This is a genomic window from Anaerobacillus alkalidiazotrophicus (assembly GCF_001866055.1).
Window position 1 is genome coordinate 110978 of record NZ_MLQS01000007.1, and the last position, 18377, is coordinate 129354.

Annotated in this window: 17 protein-coding genes and 1 pseudogene; 6 read left to right on the forward strand and 12 right to left on the reverse strand. The window is 32.8% G+C overall.

Translation table 11 applies throughout. The features are described 5' to 3' along the window. Positions 1–226 precede the first annotated feature (226 nt). Together BKP45_RS08395 and BKP45_RS08400 are read left to right on the forward strand one after the other, a co-directional pair. On the forward strand, positions 227–1030 hold the full coding sequence (locus BKP45_RS08395) for a sensor histidine kinase (protein WP_071389281.1): 804 nt from the start codon (positions 227–229) through the stop codon (positions 1028–1030). A 374-nt stretch (positions 1031–1404) separates the two neighbouring features. Then, positions 1405–1869, forward strand: coding sequence for a hypothetical protein (locus tag BKP45_RS08400; protein WP_071389282.1), 465 nt, complete (start codon positions 1405–1407; stop codon positions 1867–1869). Between the two features lie 160 nt (positions 1870–2029). Here the strand turns inward: BKP45_RS08400 and BKP45_RS08405 are convergent, their stop codons facing one another. The 5 genes from BKP45_RS08405 to BKP45_RS08425 all read right to left on the reverse strand — a co-directional run bounded on the left by BKP45_RS08405 (position 2030) and on the right by BKP45_RS08425 (position 7698). After that, complete coding sequence (locus BKP45_RS08405; RefSeq protein WP_071389283.1) at positions 2030–3214, reverse strand: Ger(x)C family spore germination protein; 1185 nt, start codon at positions 3212–3214, stop codon at positions 2030–2032. 2 nt (positions 3215–3216) lie between these two features. After that, on the reverse strand, positions 3217–4803 hold the full coding sequence (locus BKP45_RS08410) for a spore germination protein (RefSeq protein WP_071389284.1): 1587 nt from the start codon (positions 4801–4803) through the stop codon (positions 3217–3219). After that, a complete protein-coding gene (locus BKP45_RS08415; RefSeq protein ID WP_084787751.1) occupies positions 4800–5924 on the reverse strand; it encodes a GerAB/ArcD/ProY family transporter in 1125 nt (374 codons plus the stop codon). Before BKP45_RS08415 ends, BKP45_RS08410 begins: the two co-directional genes overlap by 4 nt. 330 nt (positions 5925–6254) lie before the next feature. Further along, complete coding sequence (locus BKP45_RS08420) at positions 6255–6503, reverse strand: hypothetical protein (protein WP_071389285.1); 249 nt, start codon at positions 6501–6503, stop codon at positions 6255–6257. A 229-nt stretch (positions 6504–6732) separates the two neighbouring features. Further along, a complete protein-coding gene (locus tag BKP45_RS08425; RefSeq protein ID WP_071389286.1) occupies positions 6733–7698 on the reverse strand; it encodes a bile acid:sodium symporter family protein in 966 nt (321 codons plus the stop codon). Between the two features lie 472 nt (positions 7699–8170). On the opposite strand from BKP45_RS08425, the gene BKP45_RS08430 reads away from it, so the two are divergent. Continuing rightward, positions 8171–8557: an SET domain-containing protein gene (locus BKP45_RS08430; protein ID WP_071389287.1), complete on the forward strand. Its 387-nt coding sequence runs from the start codon at positions 8171–8173 to the stop codon at positions 8555–8557. A gap of 308 nt (positions 8558–8865) precedes the next feature. Here the strand turns inward: BKP45_RS08430 and BKP45_RS23280 are convergent, their stop codons facing one another. Both BKP45_RS23280 and truA read right to left on the reverse strand, forming a co-directional pair. After that, positions 8866–8988: a hypothetical protein gene (locus BKP45_RS23280; protein ID WP_281243138.1), complete on the reverse strand. Its 123-nt coding sequence runs from the start codon at positions 8986–8988 to the stop codon at positions 8866–8868. 82 nt (positions 8989–9070) lie between these two features. Next, positions 9071–9808, reverse strand: coding sequence for a tRNA pseudouridine(38-40) synthase TruA (truA, locus tag BKP45_RS08435; RefSeq protein ID WP_071389288.1), 738 nt, complete (start codon positions 9806–9808; stop codon positions 9071–9073). Positions 9809–10396: 588 nt separating this feature from the next. On the opposite strand from truA, the gene BKP45_RS08440 reads away from it, so the two are divergent. Beyond that, on the forward strand, positions 10397–10894 hold the full coding sequence (locus tag BKP45_RS08440; RefSeq protein ID WP_084787753.1) for a CBO0543 family protein: 498 nt from the start codon (positions 10397–10399) through the stop codon (positions 10892–10894). Between the two features lie 428 nt (positions 10895–11322). Next, positions 11323–12516, forward strand: a complete 1194-nt coding sequence (locus BKP45_RS08445; RefSeq protein WP_071389289.1) for a chromate transporter — start codon at positions 11323–11325, stop codon at positions 12514–12516. 48 nt (positions 12517–12564) lie between these two features. Here BKP45_RS08445 and BKP45_RS08450 read toward each other — a convergent pair whose 3' ends face one another. The 3 genes from BKP45_RS08450 to BKP45_RS08460 all read right to left on the reverse strand — a co-directional run bounded on the left by BKP45_RS08450 (position 12565) and on the right by BKP45_RS08460 (position 16029). Continuing rightward, complete coding sequence (locus BKP45_RS08450; RefSeq protein ID WP_071389290.1) at positions 12565–13968, reverse strand: PAS domain S-box protein; 1404 nt, start codon at positions 13966–13968, stop codon at positions 12565–12567. Positions 13969–14187: 219 nt separating this feature from the next. Continuing rightward, complete coding sequence (locus BKP45_RS08455; protein ID WP_071389291.1) at positions 14188–15345, reverse strand: dicarboxylate/amino acid:cation symporter; 1158 nt, start codon at positions 15343–15345, stop codon at positions 14188–14190. 246 nt (positions 15346–15591) lie between these two features. After that, entirely contained in the window at positions 15592–16029 is a 438-nt protein-coding gene (locus tag BKP45_RS08460; protein ID WP_071389292.1) for an SRPBCC family protein, read from the reverse strand. A gap of 409 nt (positions 16030–16438) precedes the next feature. Here BKP45_RS08460 and BKP45_RS08465 point away from each other — a divergent pair, with 409 nt between their 5' ends. Further along, positions 16439–16630: a hypothetical protein gene (locus tag BKP45_RS08465; RefSeq protein WP_071389293.1), complete on the forward strand. Its 192-nt coding sequence runs from the start codon at positions 16439–16441 to the stop codon at positions 16628–16630. A gap of 444 nt (positions 16631–17074) precedes the next feature. Here BKP45_RS08465 and BKP45_RS08470 read toward each other — a convergent pair whose 3' ends face one another. Both BKP45_RS08470 and BKP45_RS22925 read right to left on the reverse strand, forming a co-directional pair. After that, a complete protein-coding gene (locus BKP45_RS08470; protein WP_071389294.1) occupies positions 17075–17800 on the reverse strand; it encodes a DUF421 domain-containing protein in 726 nt (241 codons plus the stop codon). Between the two features lie 272 nt (positions 17801–18072). After that, positions 18073–18377 (reverse strand): annotated as a pseudogene (locus tag BKP45_RS22925) (IS5/IS1182 family transposase); the annotation flags it as partial.

Consider the following 18377-nt stretch of genomic DNA (forward strand, 5'->3'; position numbering starts at 1 on the left):
TCATTTAATAGAGTGGCTTTCTTAATTTTTAATACAATTACATTTGTAAGCCTACTAGACTTATAATCCTAATTCTGTTAGATTTATAATTAAGTACGTTTCGACAAATTGCGATAATGACTTTTATTTTATAAAGGAGAATATATGGCTATTATATGGTTTTCAAATTCAATAAGCCGTATCTTACGTTAATCAAATGGGTATTATTTTTTTAGTATTCATCATATTGATACAAATATTTCTAGTTTCAAATTTTATCATATCTATTATTGTAATTGGTGAAAGCTTTAAAATAGTAGGAGTACCAATTCAATTAATTATTATTATTTTATTAAATATGCTGTCAATTTTTATTCTTAGTAACATTTATAAGCGTGAAGAAAAACGAAAAATTAAACATACAGAAGCGACTCATTTGGAGCAATTTGGCTCTTTAGTTGCTTCAGTACGTTCTGACCGCCACGACCTTAATAATCACTTGACAGTTATTTCAGGATTATTAAAAATAAAAAGTTATGATGCTGCCTCTAGTTATATTGAGCAAATGATTGGTGACATTCGCATTAATAATCAAGTGTTAACGATAAAAAGTCCTATTCTTGCATCCATTTTATTTGCTAAAATGAATGTATATCAAAGCGAAGAAATTTTATTTGAACTAAATGTGAAAAATGAAGAAATTGTCAAACAAATTTCTTCTACAGATTTAATTCGGTTAATTAGTAATTTACTAGACAATGCCTATGATGCAACCTTGGAACTGCCGTTTAATGAACGTAAAATCTCATTAGATATCTACGAGTTAGATGGTCAGTCAATCATTAATGTGAAAAATACTTGTATCCTTAAAATAATTGATAACACATTTTTTGAGTCGGGTTTTTCAACGAAAGGCGAAAATCGCGGTTTCGGTTTAACGATCATCAAGGAGATAACGAATAAATATAACGGAATATTAGTTACAAATAATAATGATAATTTAGTTTCTTTTGAAATCCGTTTTCCAAATAACGGGAAAAACGTGGCTTAGTTGCTACTATTGCTGTAGAGGTCCCGCTTCACTACGGGGGCCTTTTTCTCACATATGAAACTATACAAGTTTTCGTTTAATACTAAATTAGTAAATAAAGCTGAACTTCAATCAGTGGGGGTTTTCTTTCATCCTCCACTGATTGTTAGTTTAACTTATACCACGGGCATAAGAATAACTTTTATCAGCTTTCGCTGATAAAAGTTATTCTATATCGGACCTTTAGGGGCAGTTAATCCCCCACCTAGGCTTTTCGACTTTCTTAGCTTTAAGGTGGGGCCTTACTGTACCTTAAGAGTGGGATAAATTAAATTATGGCCATTTTTTTGATTTTTATTAAAATTTATGTACATACATCATGAAGGGAGATTCACATGGCTTGGTATAATTTATTTTTATTATCTATTCCAGAAGCATTCATTTTGCTTACACTCGTTTTTATGCTTTTAGGAATTTCGATTAAAGATAAGCTTAAATCTATCCTTATTTTTTCATTTTTATATGGTGGAGTTGCTTTTACCTTAACACTATTTATTAATATTACATTAAAGCCTTTCCTAACGTTTATTGCATTTGCATTATTTGTAGCTGTTATTTTTCGCTTCAAACTAATAAATGGATTTATTATTAGTTTAATCGCATTTGTGTTAATAAATATATTTGAAATAGCATTTATTTTACTTTATTTACAAATATTCTCTATAACCATCGAACAAATTCTAGCTAGCCCATTGCTACGAACATTAATTAGTTATGCCGCTGTACAAATACCAATGCTACTTACAACATTGCTGTTACTTAAATTTAATCTGAAAATTAAGATGCCATTATTAAGATAAAGCTAAATTTCAATCAGTGTAGAGGTTCTTAATCACCACTGCACCGAAACTTTTCGATATTCTTACGTTTTGTGAGGTGGAGTTTTTACTGTCCCTTGAGAGTGGGATAAATATTAGAAACTTAACAACATAAATCGGTTGGTACTAGATACCAACCGATTTATTCCATTTCATCTAAAAAGCTTCTTGTTCTAGTACCATCTCTACGTAAAAATACTTTCGCCTGAACAGTAATTTCGGCCTTTTTAAACTCCTCATCCCAATTTTCCTTTACCTTTTTAAACTTTTGGTAATGCTGCCTTCGTAACGCATCTCCAAAGCCAAAAATATCGATCCCGAATTCTTCTTGGACATGAGTAATTGTATCCTTGATAGTTTTTTCAATTTCTTTTTTCGTTTCTTCCTCCATTAAATCAAATCGAGTTAGATTATCTACCGGAACTACACTTTCGTCTGAAAGTAAATCACCTTCAATCATCAAATCTATGGTAATTTCAGGTCGATTATTTTTATAATCGGTTTTAAGACTAGTATGTGAATTAAAAATCTGTACAGCGAAAAAGTTCCCTTCTGGTGTTGTCGCAGTCAAGGTTGTTTTTTTAATATTATTTCGTGTCCACATATAATCTCGTGTTTGATCCACATTTAAATAGCCCACTAACTTATCTTTGTTAAATAACGATAACCCGTTTAATACAACGATGGCATCAAGATCTGATTTTCTATTATTTTCTACACTATCTCCTTTTTTCGGGTCGCCTTGAACGGTAACAGCTGCAGCAACTGAATGCCTACCTTCTGAAATAATATTATGGGTGAAATCTGTTAAACGAAGCTCGGGATACCCGCCCCATTCCTCTTCCATCGATCTAAATTGTGCATCCATCTTCATTGAAGGTATACGATAAAGTGGATAAGTCGTACCAATAATATCGCTCGCTTTTACTCCTCTTGCAATCACTAAATGAAAGTCGTTACGAAATTCAGCACTTCTCTCAATATATTGTAAAAAAGGCGCTATTCCTTCCCTTGCCAATTCTTCGTCAATCACAACCACTCGAGTATGTGAAAAATTCAACACTCTTGTTAACCCGACGTTCATTTTATCACTTATTTCGGCAATTAAATTTCCTTCAGCCGAAAAAGTAATTGTACCAGTATTTCCTTGTGTGGTCTCACCACCAAATTCTTCAGCATTTATTGCTTCAACAGTTAATAAATATTGATATTTATCACCTTTTTCAATCGCCATTCCTGAGACAAAGCTAACCTCATTTAATTCAGTTCGATCCCAACATCCACATAATCCAAACAATATTACAATGAGCAAAAGTAGACGTACCATCCTCAAGATTTTCCACCATCTTGACTTGAATCTACTGACATTTCTGCTATATTACGATTGTTCAAATAATGGGGACGTTTTTTTAAAGTTTGCATAGGGAAGCGAACAAATACATCCTTTTGATCTTCCATGATAAATGGACCTAAAGGAGCTAAATATGGTATACCAAAAGAACGTAAACTTGCCAAATGCGTGATGACAAGGATGATCCCAACGATCATTCCATATAAACCAAGAGCTGCGGTGAGTATCAGTAATCCAAAGCGCAAAAGCCTTGATGCATTCCCAAACGAATAAATTGGCGACACGAAGCTAGCAATTGCTGTTAGAGCAACGATAATTACTAAGAGGTTAGATACAAGCCCTGCTTCAACAGCTGCTTGACCAATAACCAATGTGCCAACAATGGATACGGCTTGACCGACTGCTCTAGGCATTCGTACACCTGCTTCGCGTAAAATTTCAAATGTGACTTCCATAGTTAAAATTTCAATAACTGCTGGAAATGGTACTCCTTCTCTTTGGGCTTGTATCTTAAAAACTAGAGCTGTGGGAATAAGCTCATGGTGAAACGTTGTTAGTCCGATATAAAGTGACGGTAAAACCCAAGAAAGTGAAAAAGCTAAGTAACGAATCATTCGCACAAAAGAGCTTATAAGGAAACCTTGATAATAATCTTCACTCACTTTAAAAAAATCTGTTATTACTACTGGCATGACCAAAACAAACGGCGTGCCGTCAACGATAACAGCAATTTTCCCCTCAATTAAAGACTGGGCTATTGTATCAGGTCGGTCGGTATGATAAATCGTGGGAAATGGGGTGACCACCTGATCATTGATTAACTCCTCTAAATTTCCCGAATCAAAAATACCATTGATTTTTAAATCTTGAATACGTTTTCGAATTTCCTCAACAATTTCTCCACTTGCAAGATAGTCTAAGTACGTAATACAAACAGATGTTTTAGTATCCTGACCTATGATGATATTCTCACATATTAATTTCGGGTTTTTTATTCTTCTTCTTATTAAGCTTACATTGGTAGTTATAGATTCTGTAAAACTGTCTTTCGGTCCACGAATAATCGTTTGGGTATTTGATTGCTCAATTGCTCTTTGTTCACTTGAAACTGTATTGATAGCTAACCCAGAATTGATACCCGAGATCAAAATGATTGTATATCCTAAAAGGACGTGCCAAATCACGTCATGATCATATTCAAGAATAACAACATCAGCACTAGCAAAGTAATCTTTCTTAAAGGATAGCAACTGTTGATTAGATGAAATAGTGTTTTTTTGTCCCTGTGTATGAGCCAACCTTTCCATAATTTGCTCAGACACTTTGCTTTCATCCACCATACTTTTCAAGTAAAGGATGATTCCTTCTTGACCACCGATATGGATTTGTTTTAATAAAAAGTCAAAGTTTTTATTAAACAAATGGTTATAACGAGCTTCGTTTTTTTGAAGATCAGAAGAAATTTCAGTCCCTTCAACCTCATTACCTAAAAGATCATTTGCCGTTTTCGGTTGATGTATACTCTGTTTTGGTTTTACTTTTAAAATGCTATTAAATAATTTCATTGCTTCGCACCTTCTAACAACTTTTTATTTTTCCTATTCTTTCGTAATACGAGTAAAAGAAGGACAATAGGAATTCCAAATTGAAATGGTAAATGTAGTACATACGGAACGACTTCTAAACCTTCTTCAAAGTGTTCATAAATGTTGTCTGCATTTAAAATTGAAAGAAATGGTATACTCAATGAAATTGGAATCACATAGGTACGATACGAAATCTTAAATATTGACTCTAACCCTTTCAACCCAGCATAAAAGAAAACACTAACCTTAATGATAATCCCAAGCATTAAAATAAATACTACAAGAATATCGACTCGTTCAATAAATTCTAGAACAAAAATCTCTCTTGATGCTGCTAAAAGCGGAAACATCGTACGATTTTTTATCTCTTCTCCAATAGTTACAATTTGAAACAGTTGAGAAAGTACAATAAAAACACCGGCAAAAATGACAGATATTACACTTACTTTTCCTACGTACTTAAAATTACTTACCGAACTCATCAATACCGTAAACACAACAAGTTCACCATACGGAAACGTCATTCTTAATGGATAAATATCCCTAAATAGCGGCGAAAACCCTTCAGCAAGAAATGGTTGTAAATTTTCAAACGAAACTTGACCAGAAAATATTATTAATAAAAACACTAAAAATATAGATGTGATCATAAACGGTGTAAATAACTCGGTGACACGAGCCAAGATTTCTACTCCTTGGAATACGATATACAAAACTACAACCATAAGCGTAATAACAATTATTTCAAGAGGGGTCATCTGCAAAATCGTTATTTTCATCATTTCGCCTAAATCACGAATATTCCGGGTGCATATATAGAAGAAATAATTGACATATGCAAAAATTAATAACTTACCAAAAACTCTCCCACATGTTTCATCAATTATTTCATACAAGTTTTTCTGATTTGATGTTTTAACGAAGAAATAATAAAACAAGACAAATACAGCACCAATAACCATTGCAATCATTTCAGTTAACCAAAAATCTTCTTTCGATTCTGCCCCCCCACCGACAACAACGGTCGTGCCGAGTGTAAAGATGAGAATTAATACAAATAGTTGCCATAATGATATATTTTCTTTTTGTATTTTATACATAAGTTGAACCCTCTCATCCCTTATTCAGACTTAACAAAGAATGTATATGTTGGAATTATGATTAGGTTTTCCCTTCTCTAATAAAATATGTGAAAGAAGAAACATCTCTATTAAACATCACACGCATGATAAACTATTACTTGAGCTAAATTAAACAGCTTGCTGTTTTGATTTTTTTCGTTTCTATTGGATTAATGTTACAATTAGTAATAAATAAAAAAGGGATTCGGATTTAAAAAAACGGTAACAACAACAATCGTTGACCCTAATAGATAGTCATCATTAAAACAAAAAGTTGCCATAGTGAAATTTGTTCTCTGCTACTTATATTCATACATTAACCTTTTTTGGGGATGATTTATTATTCTTTTTTTGTTTATGTAAGCGATAATCTGTCAACACACATATAAATAAACCTAGTATTGCAGGAACGGCAACAATCGTTCTTCTTGTTCCAATATCAAAAGAATATAACGCTAGTAAGCTTTGAATAAAAGGTTCTTTGTAAACTAACATATCTAAAAAGGATAAAAGTAAAATAAGACCTGCGAATACGAGAATATAAATAAATGTAACCATGGTGCTCCCACTCCTGAACATCTTTGAAATTTGTCGATTGACTTATTACCATTTTTTCTTATTTACTCTAAAACTATGCAAAATTTCTTGTCAAAAAAGCTGATACCAAATTACGGTATCAGCTTTTTCTATAATAAAATTTAACTAAACGAAAACGTTGTTAACATTAATTAGTAACAGAGCATTTTATGGTAGTCTGAACTATGACCACTTTTTTAAAATAAATTTACTAAACTGCCTCTTTTTGTGCAGCTTCCTTTTTAGATAGTCGCTGAAGCATATGACCATTAAACGATGCTAATAATTGTTGGATGAGCATAGCTGAAATAACAGGAATAGCAACCGGAGCTGGAAAGAATGTGATTGCAATAACCGCTCCTGCACTAATATTTCTCATTCCAGTGTTAAATGTTAATGCAACCAAATCTTCATATTCCCAACGGAAAATGATTTTTATAACTAACCACCCTATGACATACCCTGTTGAGCATAACATGATGATCGTTGCAATGATACCGGCTAATTTCCAGCTAACATCCGCTAGATGTGGTGCGACTGCTGCACTATTAATTGCAACGACTATACCAAGTCCTATTTTTGTAAAAGGAGCTAATTTAGGACTTAAACTCACCTTTACTTTCCCTTTACTCAATTGATTTAACAACATTCCGAGTAAGGATGGAGCGACAATCATCCAAAACAATCCGTTCAACATTCCCCATTGATTAATGTTCACATTCGAACCAACTAATAATTTTAAACTATAAGTAACAATTAAGGGTGAAAGAATAGTATTAAGCAAAATAATTGAAAGTGTTAATGGGACATTTCCCTTGTAAATATTGACCCAAATAAGACTAATAATACCTGTTGGGATAACAAATGCGATAACAAGCCCTGTAATCGTATGTGGGTCATCATAAAAAAATATCTTGCCAATCCCTAGAGCAATTAGTGGCATGATAACATGAAGGATAAAAAAGCATACGAGAATTGGTTTAGGGTGAAGTAAGACTCGTTTCAAATCAAAAAAATTAGAGTTTAAACTTCCTGAGAAAGTCATGAACGCAAAAATCCATGGAACTAAAAACGTTAACGGTAACAACCAAGCTGTAAGAAGTACACCAATAACTACACCCGTCGGAGTAATCACTGGCATTACCTTTTCTAAAACCTTATTCATTTGTATTAACATGTAGGCAAATCCCCCATTATAAGAAAAGCGCAAGGCGCCCGCCTATCGGCGACAAACACTGGAAGGCCTACTCTAGCGGTCGTTTTTTGGCCGAAAGAGTAGGGCTGAAGTGATCGAGCCGATGGCGCCTGGAGCTAGACAGTTTCTAAGTTAGAAATTTATAAATTATGATTATGTTATAAAAACTATGCTCCATAGTTCTCTATTTATTATTATAACTTTTGGTTCTAGAGGTTGAAGTAATATTTTTAAAACTTTGTCAAAGAGTGAATATCATAATTACAAAAGTGAGCTACACTAATCTACGACTAGTTACTTAGTGTGAAAATAATGTATTATGAAATTTTAGATATTCAAATTTGTTATTATCGAATAATGACAACGCATTACGCTAAGGTTATAATAAATTGTTAGCTTTTATAAGAAATTATAACACGAACCAACTCATTAAAAGAACACGAAGGAGACATAAATGATTGAGGTAAAGACTTCCACGTTATGCAATGGAGAATTCAATAGAGGTATATTTGCAACACAAGATATAAAAAAAGGAACCTTAATCCACGAAGCGCCTGTTATCCCCTATCCTAATGAAGAACATATTTTAATCGAGCATACGGTTCTTAGTGATTATGTATACGAGTATGGGAAAAATCATACTGCAGTTGTTTTAGGATATGGCATGTTATTTAATCACTCTTATGAACCAAATGCAACTTATGATATAAATTTTAAGAACCACACCTTTGAATATTATGCTTATACTGATATAAAAGCTGGCCAAGAAATCTTAATTAACTACAATGGTGAAGTTGATGATTTAGAGCCATTATGGTTTCTTAAAGATAAAAACGAGTAATAACAGATAGCTTAAAGTTGTGCTATACGTAAAATAAAGAAATAAAGCTTAACTTCACATACTGATCGAAAGTTAAGCTTTATTTTTTTAAGGATTTGTTCTTAAGGGTCATAGACCCCCACCTCTAAGCGTAGCGTAGGTGGGAACTCCCATTCAGGTGGAGTTGAGACTCCATCTGAATTTCCGATGTTCTAGCGAAGCTAGAACGAGTTCTCTTCAGTGAACTTTCATAAGTACATAACTGAGTTGAATGTAAACAATTACTAGAAATAGAATGTCATTTCTAAAATTTACTAAATCCAGAATTATCAATTATGTTTGTTTGTTTTTTTCATTTTTGTTTTTTTTGATGTGCTTGGCTTACCGCCTGAACGTGAGCGTGGATTTGTCTCATTTGCATGTTCAACAGCTTGCTCTAGTTCTTTTTTCATTGTGGATCCCCCCTAAAAAATGATAAATAACACTGTATTTATCATTTCCAAATTACTCTGTTTCATTCTTTTGGGTTCTAGACTAAAATTCAACTTTTTCTAAATAAAGTCCACAAGAATCTGCTAATCTTCCTGTTTGTTTTCGTTCTTTTGATGTTAATATTTCCGGAATAGCTGCTTCATGTATTTCACCTAATCCGACCTCTATAAGGGTTCCAACCATTTTTCTAACCATGTTATAAAGGAAACCATTTCCACGCACTCGAATTTCGATGAATCCACTATTTTCATTAATTTCGACATCATAGATTTCACGCACCATAGATTTTTTCTTAGATTTAGCATTTGAAAAAGCAGTAAAATCATGTGAACCAATAAAGTATGTAGAAGCATTTTTCATTTTTACAATGTCGAGTTTAGTATCAACATGCATACTGTATTTGCGCATAAAAGGATGAGAATGTTCTTCATTCCAAATTTTAAATAAATAGGTTTTATCCTTAGCATTATATCGAGAATGAAAACGATCATGCACTAATTCCACATCCGTGATAGTAATGTCCTGTGGTAAATATTTATTTAAATAACTTTTTATCTCTGCTTCTGAAAGATTTTCATTAGTTTTAAAATTCGCAATTTGATCTAATGCATGAACTCCTGCATCTGTTCTTGAGCATCCTATGATTTCAACTTGTTTATCTACCATCTGTGATATTACATTTTCTATTTTTGCTTGTATCGTATTTTCTCCACTTCCGAGCCGCTGCCAACCTTTATAGCGGCCACCATCATATTGAATTGTCATTTTATAGTTGTTCATCTTTTACTCCTTTTTCACTTAGAAAATTAATGTCATTAGTTTTTCCAAATACAATACAAAAATGAAATTAAGGATGACTTAAAAGGGAATAATTTTAACCTTTTAAGACATCCTTCACCTTTTCTTTTAATTACACCATGTAAATGAAACTAAGATACCTCTCAAAATATATGTAACTAAAAGGTATCATATTCAGAATACGAAACCTTTTGGTTACATGTCAAGCTTATGAACATAAAAATCTATTTGAGCTTTTTTCTAGAACAACAGTTCTGAAACCCAAAAAGACAAGCACCACTCCAACTCCAACGGAGAACAACATTCCCACCTATGTAAAAAATGGAAATCCATGTCGTTCATCCTCCCCGCTATACTATAACTAGTTACACCGAACCATACGCAACTAGATATATATCTATGTAGCTCGGTTTTTGTAATAATGACATTCACCCATTTGACGCAGGATTTCATTATAGGTGTGACCATGTTCTTTGGTTTCAAAAGACACTGGTGAGAAAATTACTTTTATTTTAAACATATATGTGTGTCATTGAGGAACGATATAGATAGAATTAAGGAGGGAATAGTGTGTCTTACAAAAAAGATAAAGCCATTGAAGCTTCGGCTTGGATAGTTATGTCACTTATACTTTATAAATTTGTCCCAAGAAATAAATTTCGTGAGGCTCAACTTGCTTTTTTATTTAAACAAGTAATTACTTGGATTTTTGGGTTGATTGTTGTAGAAAATGGAATAATTAAATACCCCCATCGACTTTTTTTTAAAAAGGCAAATAAAGCAAGTTTTACATTCGAATTTTTTATTCTGCCAGCTTTTTGTTCTCTGTTTAATATATATTATCCTGAACAAAAGCATCAAATATATAAAGTATTGCACTATGCTTTCTATACTTCAATAATCGTTATACTTGAAATATATGCTATAAAATCGACAAATTTAATAAAGTATAAGAAATGGACCTGGTATTGGAGTTATATAACCATCATGATTTCTTATTATATATCACGTCTTTATTATCGATGGTTTTTCAGATATAACAATAGTCAACCAATAATGAAGATCTAAGTGAATTAACAGCGAACACAATAAATATTTAAAATCTAAAAAACTGTTGAGCTAAGATAGTTTTTGTTAAATAAAAAAGACCACTTCCTAATTAAATTGTACCCGTTGTAAAGGACATTTTAATTAGGTGTTATCTTTTATTACAAGGTACAAAAAGCGTATGTTCTCCTTTATCTTACTACTCGAATCGCACTAACTTTCTCTTGAATGCGCACGGGCACTCTTGCTTTTTCTTTTAATAATGTGACTAGTAACTCCATTAGATTACTGTTGTAACTCTATTTTTTATAGTTTTTGTAAAGAAATTATTAAATTATTTAATAAGTAATTGCTTATATAATAATCTATTTGTTATGATAGCAATCGTAGAACTTGATAAAGCTACACGCCTATTAAGTACTTACCACTATACTAATGGAAGGTGAAATATGAAAGACAAACACAAAAACAAATTAAAATTATTGTTAGAAATTTTATTTGTTTCCACAAGACTCGGTTTTACATCATTCGGTGGACCAATTGCACACCTCGGTTACTTCCATGATGAGTATATTCGTAGAAGAAAATGGATGGATGAAAAAAGCTATGCAGACTTAGTCGCGTTGTGCCAATTTTTACCTGGCCCTGCAAGTAGTCAAGTTGGAATCGGGATCGGTGTCATGCGTGCTGGAATTTTAGGTGGTATCGTATCATTTATAGGGTTTACGCTTCCATCTGTTATTGCACTCATTGTTTTTGCTTTACTATTAAATAACTATGGATTTACAGATGTAGGTTGGATCCATGGTTTAAAAGTAGTTGCAGTTGTGGTTGTAGCACATGCCATTTTAGGTATGGCCAAAAATTTGACGCCTGATTTACAGAGAAAGTCTATCGCCTTAGGTGCAATGATTTTAACTTTGTTATGGCAAACAGCTATTACACAGATTACTGTTATTCTTTTTGCAGGAGTTGTTGGGTACTTACTGTACAACAAACAACAAATAGATAATCAATCCTCTAAATCAACTTTTCCATTATCTCGTCGCTTGGGATTTATTTGCTTAGGACTTTTCTTTGGATTACTTATCGTGCTCCCTATTATTAGAGAAGCAACAACATTAAACTGGGTAGCGATGTTTGATAGTTTTTATCGTTCTGGTTCACTTGTTTTTGGTGGGGGGCATGTAGTATTACCTTTACTCGAACGTGAATTTGTTCCAACTGGTTGGTTAAGCAAGGAAGAATTTTTAACTGGTTATGGTGCTGCACAAGCTGTTCCAGGTCCATTATTCACTTTCGCTGCATATATAGGTGCAGTAATTAATGGTTGGAAAGGTGGCTTACTAGCCACGGTTGCCATCTTTTTACCTGCATTTCTACTAATCTTAGGAACACTACCTTTTTGGGATACTTTACGACGAAACAGGAAAATAAAAGGGTCTCTTATGGGAGTAAATGCTGCAGTAGTCGGAATTTTAATTGCTGCACTATATCATCCTATTTGGACTAGTTCAATTTTAACCCCCCTTGATTTTGTACTAGCTGCGATTTTATTTTCCATGTTGGTTTATTGGAAGTTACCCCCTTGGATCATCGTGGTAACAGGTGCAATCGGCGGCTTTCTATTTTCTTATCTCTAATGAAAAAACTTGGCTATTTACAACATGCCAAGTTTTTTTCGTAATAACTTAATTATTTGCATTGTGAAAGCTATTTTTCAATTTTTTAGGAAAAGTAATTCTAAATGTAGTGCCTTCACCTATTTTACTTTCGAAATTTATTTTCCCACCATGATCGTTGATAATTTTATATGTAGTGACCATTCCTAAACCGGTACCTTTTTCTTTTGTTGAATAAAAAGGAAGTCCTATATTTTTGGCTAATTCAGGTGAAATACCACATCCTTGATCTATTATCTCGATCATAATATTATCATTGCATAAGTTCACAAGGCTAATCGTTATCCTCCCCTCGTTTGACATAGATTCAATTGCATTTTTAATAAGATTAATAAATACTTGTTTTAATTGATTACTAACGCAACGAATAGGTTCTACATCTTGGTATTCAAAAACGATTTCAATATTTTTCATAAGTGCTTGTGATTGTAACAAAACTACAACATCATTTATGATTTCTTTTAAGTTAGCATATTTTATTTCGATGGACTGAGGTTTTGCTAAAAATAACAATTCACTTGTTATTAACTCAATACGATCCATTTCGGATAACATAATATCAATATGAATAGGGTCTATCCCCTTTTGGCTTCTTATTAATTGTAAGAAACCTTTTAATGTTGTAAGTGGATTTCGAATTTCATGAGCGATTGAGGCTGATAATTGTCCAACTAATGATAGTTTCTCTGACTTTTCTATTCTTTCTTCAGCAATCTTTTGTAAGGTGATGTCTTTTGCAATTTCAAATACCCCAATGATTTCATCATCTACCGTAATTGGAATATTCTTTACCTTCCAATGAATAATTCTACCAGATTTATGTATTATTCTATATTCATATGTCTGAGGAATTCCTTTACTTGCCTTGTAAAAATGCTCTTTAGTTCTTTTTAAATCTTCTTTTACAATTAACGGATTAAACGGTTGATATAATAACTCAGTTTCACTATAACCTGTTAATTTTTCTAACGAATCATTAACTTTTATATATCTGCCATCCAAATCAAATGAACATACCGCATCAGGATTATTATCGAACAACGATTGATAATGTTGTTCTAACCTAATATTTATTTTTTTCGTATCAGAAATATCTAAAAAATAAACCGATAATCCTTCTTTGATAGGATATATCCGAACATTAAACCATTTTTTATATATAGGATGATACATCTCGAAATTGATGGGAAGTCGTTTTTCCATTGCTAAATATAGGTTGGTGTATAAAGGCAAATCAACCAATTCCGGAAATTCAGCCCATATATTTTTTCCAATCAATTCATCCCTTGTCCGATTTACTATTTTCTCCCCTTCATTATTAAGGTAAATAATTTTCCAATTCTCATCCAACACATAGAAACAATCTGTTATTTTATCTAATACATCAAGGATGTCTAATTTATTAATTTCCATTTGCTCCTCCGACAACAATACGTAAATATACATTACAAAAATAATGTTTGCAATCTCTAACCTTTTAAATCTACAAAAGCAGCTAAACTATATGTTAGCATAAATCACTTATAATCTGTTACTGATTTATTATCCAAGAAAAGACTTCTAAATAAACAAACACCCCGATTGCCCACTACATACGGACATTCAAGGTGTTTGTCACAAATCATTTAAATATTAGTTAGCATCAACCGCATCAACATTACTAGTTTTATCAATGATAACATTGATTGCTCCATCACCAGTAACATTCGTTGCTGTGCCAAAGCTGTCTTGTGCCATATACAGAGCGATCATTAAGCCAATTGCCGCTTCACCAAAACCTAACATTGTAGTCAAAACTCCCAAAGCCGCCATAATCGCACCACCAGGTACACCAGGAGCAGCTATCATAATGATACCTAGCATGAAGATTACTGGTAGCATTGCACCAAATGAAGGTTCTGCTAAATCTGGAGTAAGCATCATAACCGCAACTGCACAAAGGACAATTGTGATAACACTCCCCGATAAATGTATTGTTGCACAAAGTGGCACTCCGAAATCGGCTACTTCGTTTTTAACTTTGTTCCTTTTAACCGAACGAAGCGTTACTGGAATTGTCGCTGCACTACTCATCGTTCCGATAGCAGTAAAATAAGCTGGTAACATATTCTTTATTAGCGAGAAAGGATTTTTCCCACTAATCGCTCCTGCAACAGCATACTGAATAATTAACCAAACCCAATGCGTAGCGATAGCAAGAACAAGAACAACGCCAAAAACTTTTAACGTGTCAAATACAGTTCCTACCGCTGCAAGTTCAGCAAAAATACTAGCGATATAAAACGGTAAAAATGGGATGATAATTTTTGAAATAACAAGATCAATAATGTTTTTACCTTCATCAAAACCTACTTTTAATATTTTACTATTAGTTTTTGCCATACCAATTCCAAACAAAAATGCAGTTACTAGAGCAGTAATTACTCCCATTAACGGCGTAATTTCTAACTTAATAAACGGCTCAAAGGATGACCCTTCGGCTATAGCTGCTTGCCCTGTGGAGATGAAAGGAATAAAAATAATCGCTACAAAGAATGCTAACAAACCTGCTATTAATGTTGATAAATAAGCAAAACCAACAGTTTTTCCAACTAGGCTCCCTGATTTTTTCCCTAACCCCGCTACACCACTGGCAATAAAGAATAAAATAATAAATGGTATGATAAATCCAATAAAGCTTCCAAAAATACCCTTTACTGTTACGAAAAGTCGAATAACAAATTCAGGTGATACAAGACCTAAAATAATACCTAATACAATCCCTACTAACAATTTTACTACGAGTTTCATTTACTTCCTCCTCTTGATGATGTTCACTATAAAAACACATTTGTACTTCTATTGTATACACAATTTGCAAAATTGCAAGACTATTTACTTTTTCAGAATAGTAAAAATATTTTAGTCATAAAATTTTTTTATCAAATAAACGATTTTCACAAATGAAAAACACCGAAATGTTATGAAATTTCGGTGTTTTTCATTCAGTCCTCGTTAGTAATATTCCCAACTAATTGCATTTAAGTAATTTATGTTTTATTGCTTTTCAGCTAAATTTTTAATAGCTATTTTGGCTTCTAACGCAAAATCTACGGATGCACAATAAAATTTTTGCCCGTCATTAATCAGTGAAAAGTCTCCAATACTAATTTTAAGGAGAGTGCTCCCTTTTTTGTCTTCTAATTCGTATAAATATGCCAAATCTCCATAATTTGGTTTAACTTCCCAAAAGGAACAGTATAATGCGATTTTTAATCGTTCCCTTTCGTCAGCTTTAATAATTGTTGTAATCGACTGACTACCATCTGGGAGATCCCATACTACCTTGCTTCCAACTTTCATATCTTCATTAGGATAGTTCTCAGGTAGATCATCCCATTGTGCGACATATTTCGGTTTGGTAAGAATTTCCCACACCCTAGCCGGAGTAGCCTCGATGATAATTTCGTCTTGAACAAATAGTTGATCCGCCATCTTTTTTCCTCCTAATCATATTTAGTAACTGTATGCTATTTCTATTGTATCTAAGATAAATAATTTCACAAAACATAACTAGTTGAAAACGCACCAATTACCTAGACTAAGATATTAGTCCAGTAAAAATTTTGATTTTTAGTTTCATGAAAATTTAAAGCATTAACTTAGATTTTTCCCTAGGTTCATTTTACAACAATTTTGTTATTACTAAAATATATATATACTTTCCAACCCACAAAAAACTTGTCACAAAATCTACCAAATAGCCCCTTATTTCAGAGTTAACTTCAGAATATTGTACCACTTGAAATTGGACGCACTTTCACCAACTTATTTATACATGAATAATGACCCGATATATTTCAAAAATTAACAGTGAATCAAAAAAAAATTTGGAGGGAACTAGATGAATTATGACCAAATGAAACAGTTCGTATTATTAACTCAAGATGCTACAGCTCTTGGATGGGAATTTTCAATTGAGGAAGGGAAATTGCAAGCATTTGACGAAAACTTCTCTGAAGATCCTATCACTTTTCAAGATGTCGATCAATTTCTGGAATGGCTTGAAAATCAATTTGATAAAACGATTTATTAACTGAATGAGTGTGGCTTTTCCTTCATCCCCCCACCTCTAAGCGTAGCGTAGGTGGGATTTTCCAATCAGGTGGAGTGAACTCTCCACCTGATTTTCCGATGTTTCAGCTTGCTGAAACGAGTTCATTTACACTTTCACTATTTCATTTTTAATAAATAAACCTTCTAATCCCAAAAGTGTTATTCGGAATTTCCCACCAATCTTTCCCCAAGGTTCTTCCTACTCTGTTTCTTTTTTTAGAAATTTATACCAGTAAATTTGTATGAAAATTACAAACGCGCAGTAGATAAGACCTTAGACATTCGGACTAACTTCTTGGCTTTCAATACAAACCAACTCTTTTCTTTTTTACGCTATGTTTTCCGATTAAAATCATATCACAATAACGACTAGGCAAAAGCCATTTTTTAGAAGTTTCCTTTTTGTTAAATACATGTCATTTTCTTAATTAATAATGAGAGGGTGCTTTACTATTTTCGCATCTTCTGTTAAGGAAACGTGCAACTGGTGATTACTTGTTAAAGATGCATAAAAAATTGTATCTAAGTCTTTGATATTTAACTTATTTAATTCGTTAGTTAACCAATCTTCTGTCACATTTAACTTTGTTAAAACATCTTTATATATTTGTCCCTCTATAATTACTGGATAGGCAATTCCAGGAGACGATTTAATAACCTTCAAATCCTCGATGGTAACAGCCGCTTTAGAATTTTTTTTATGTACGGTTAATTTTCCGTTAGCCTCTATGATACCTAGATCTACATCACTGACATCAAAAATATTATTTTCTCTTAACATAAGTAAAATGTTATCTATTGAATACCGAATTTGGCGAATGTTATCCACAAGAAACTTCCCTTGATAAATAACTGTAGTAGGTTCGAAGGTGATTAATTTCCCGAAGTTACGATTTTTTATTTTCCATTTTGCGACAATGATCTGGAACAATCCGATAATAACCACGGCAACACCAGTGTGTATGTGACTTATATCGGGGTCTGCAAGGTCAGCCCCCACAACAGATCCTAATGTTAGTATGACCAAAAAATCAAATACTGGTAATTGAGCAATTGATCTCTTTCCCATCATCATTGTCATAAATAATAATAAAGGGTAAATTGTTATTATTCTTAATACAAGTATTCCTAATTCCTTTAATAGCTCCATATAAAATCCCTTCTAATTTGAATATGTAATTATTTATTATTTTCCGTTAAATCCTTCACTTAACATTCATAGAATATATTTCCTTTTTTATTAAATTAACACAACTTTAATTTCTCGTTGGCATACTCAAACTTGTATTTACATGGAAGATGTACAAGTTTATATTTAAGGCTATGAAAACGGTTAATAGTTTGATACCTGCAAACAAAACCACATTGCTTGAATAACTACGTTAAGTAAGAAAAAGAAGCGTCAACCGTTAATTCCTATCACTACTTATTGGATAAGTGGCCTTTCAGACAGGCAATATTAGTGATTGAAACAAAAAAAAGAGGCTGGGACATAACTAGCCAAAAATAAAGAAAAAAGGTTCCGATTATTGTATTTGATGATCGGAACCTTTTTTCGATTGGATTATTTTCATGACCATTAGTTCCGTTCGCGTTTATGGCGGTGTACTTTCTTAAGTTCACCGCCATAAACGCGAAGCCTAATTCATTTTCTACTTTCTCTTTGCTCCTCACAGACATTCGAGTGAAACGCAAATTAGCCTTCAAAAATCCGAAGACTGGCTCCA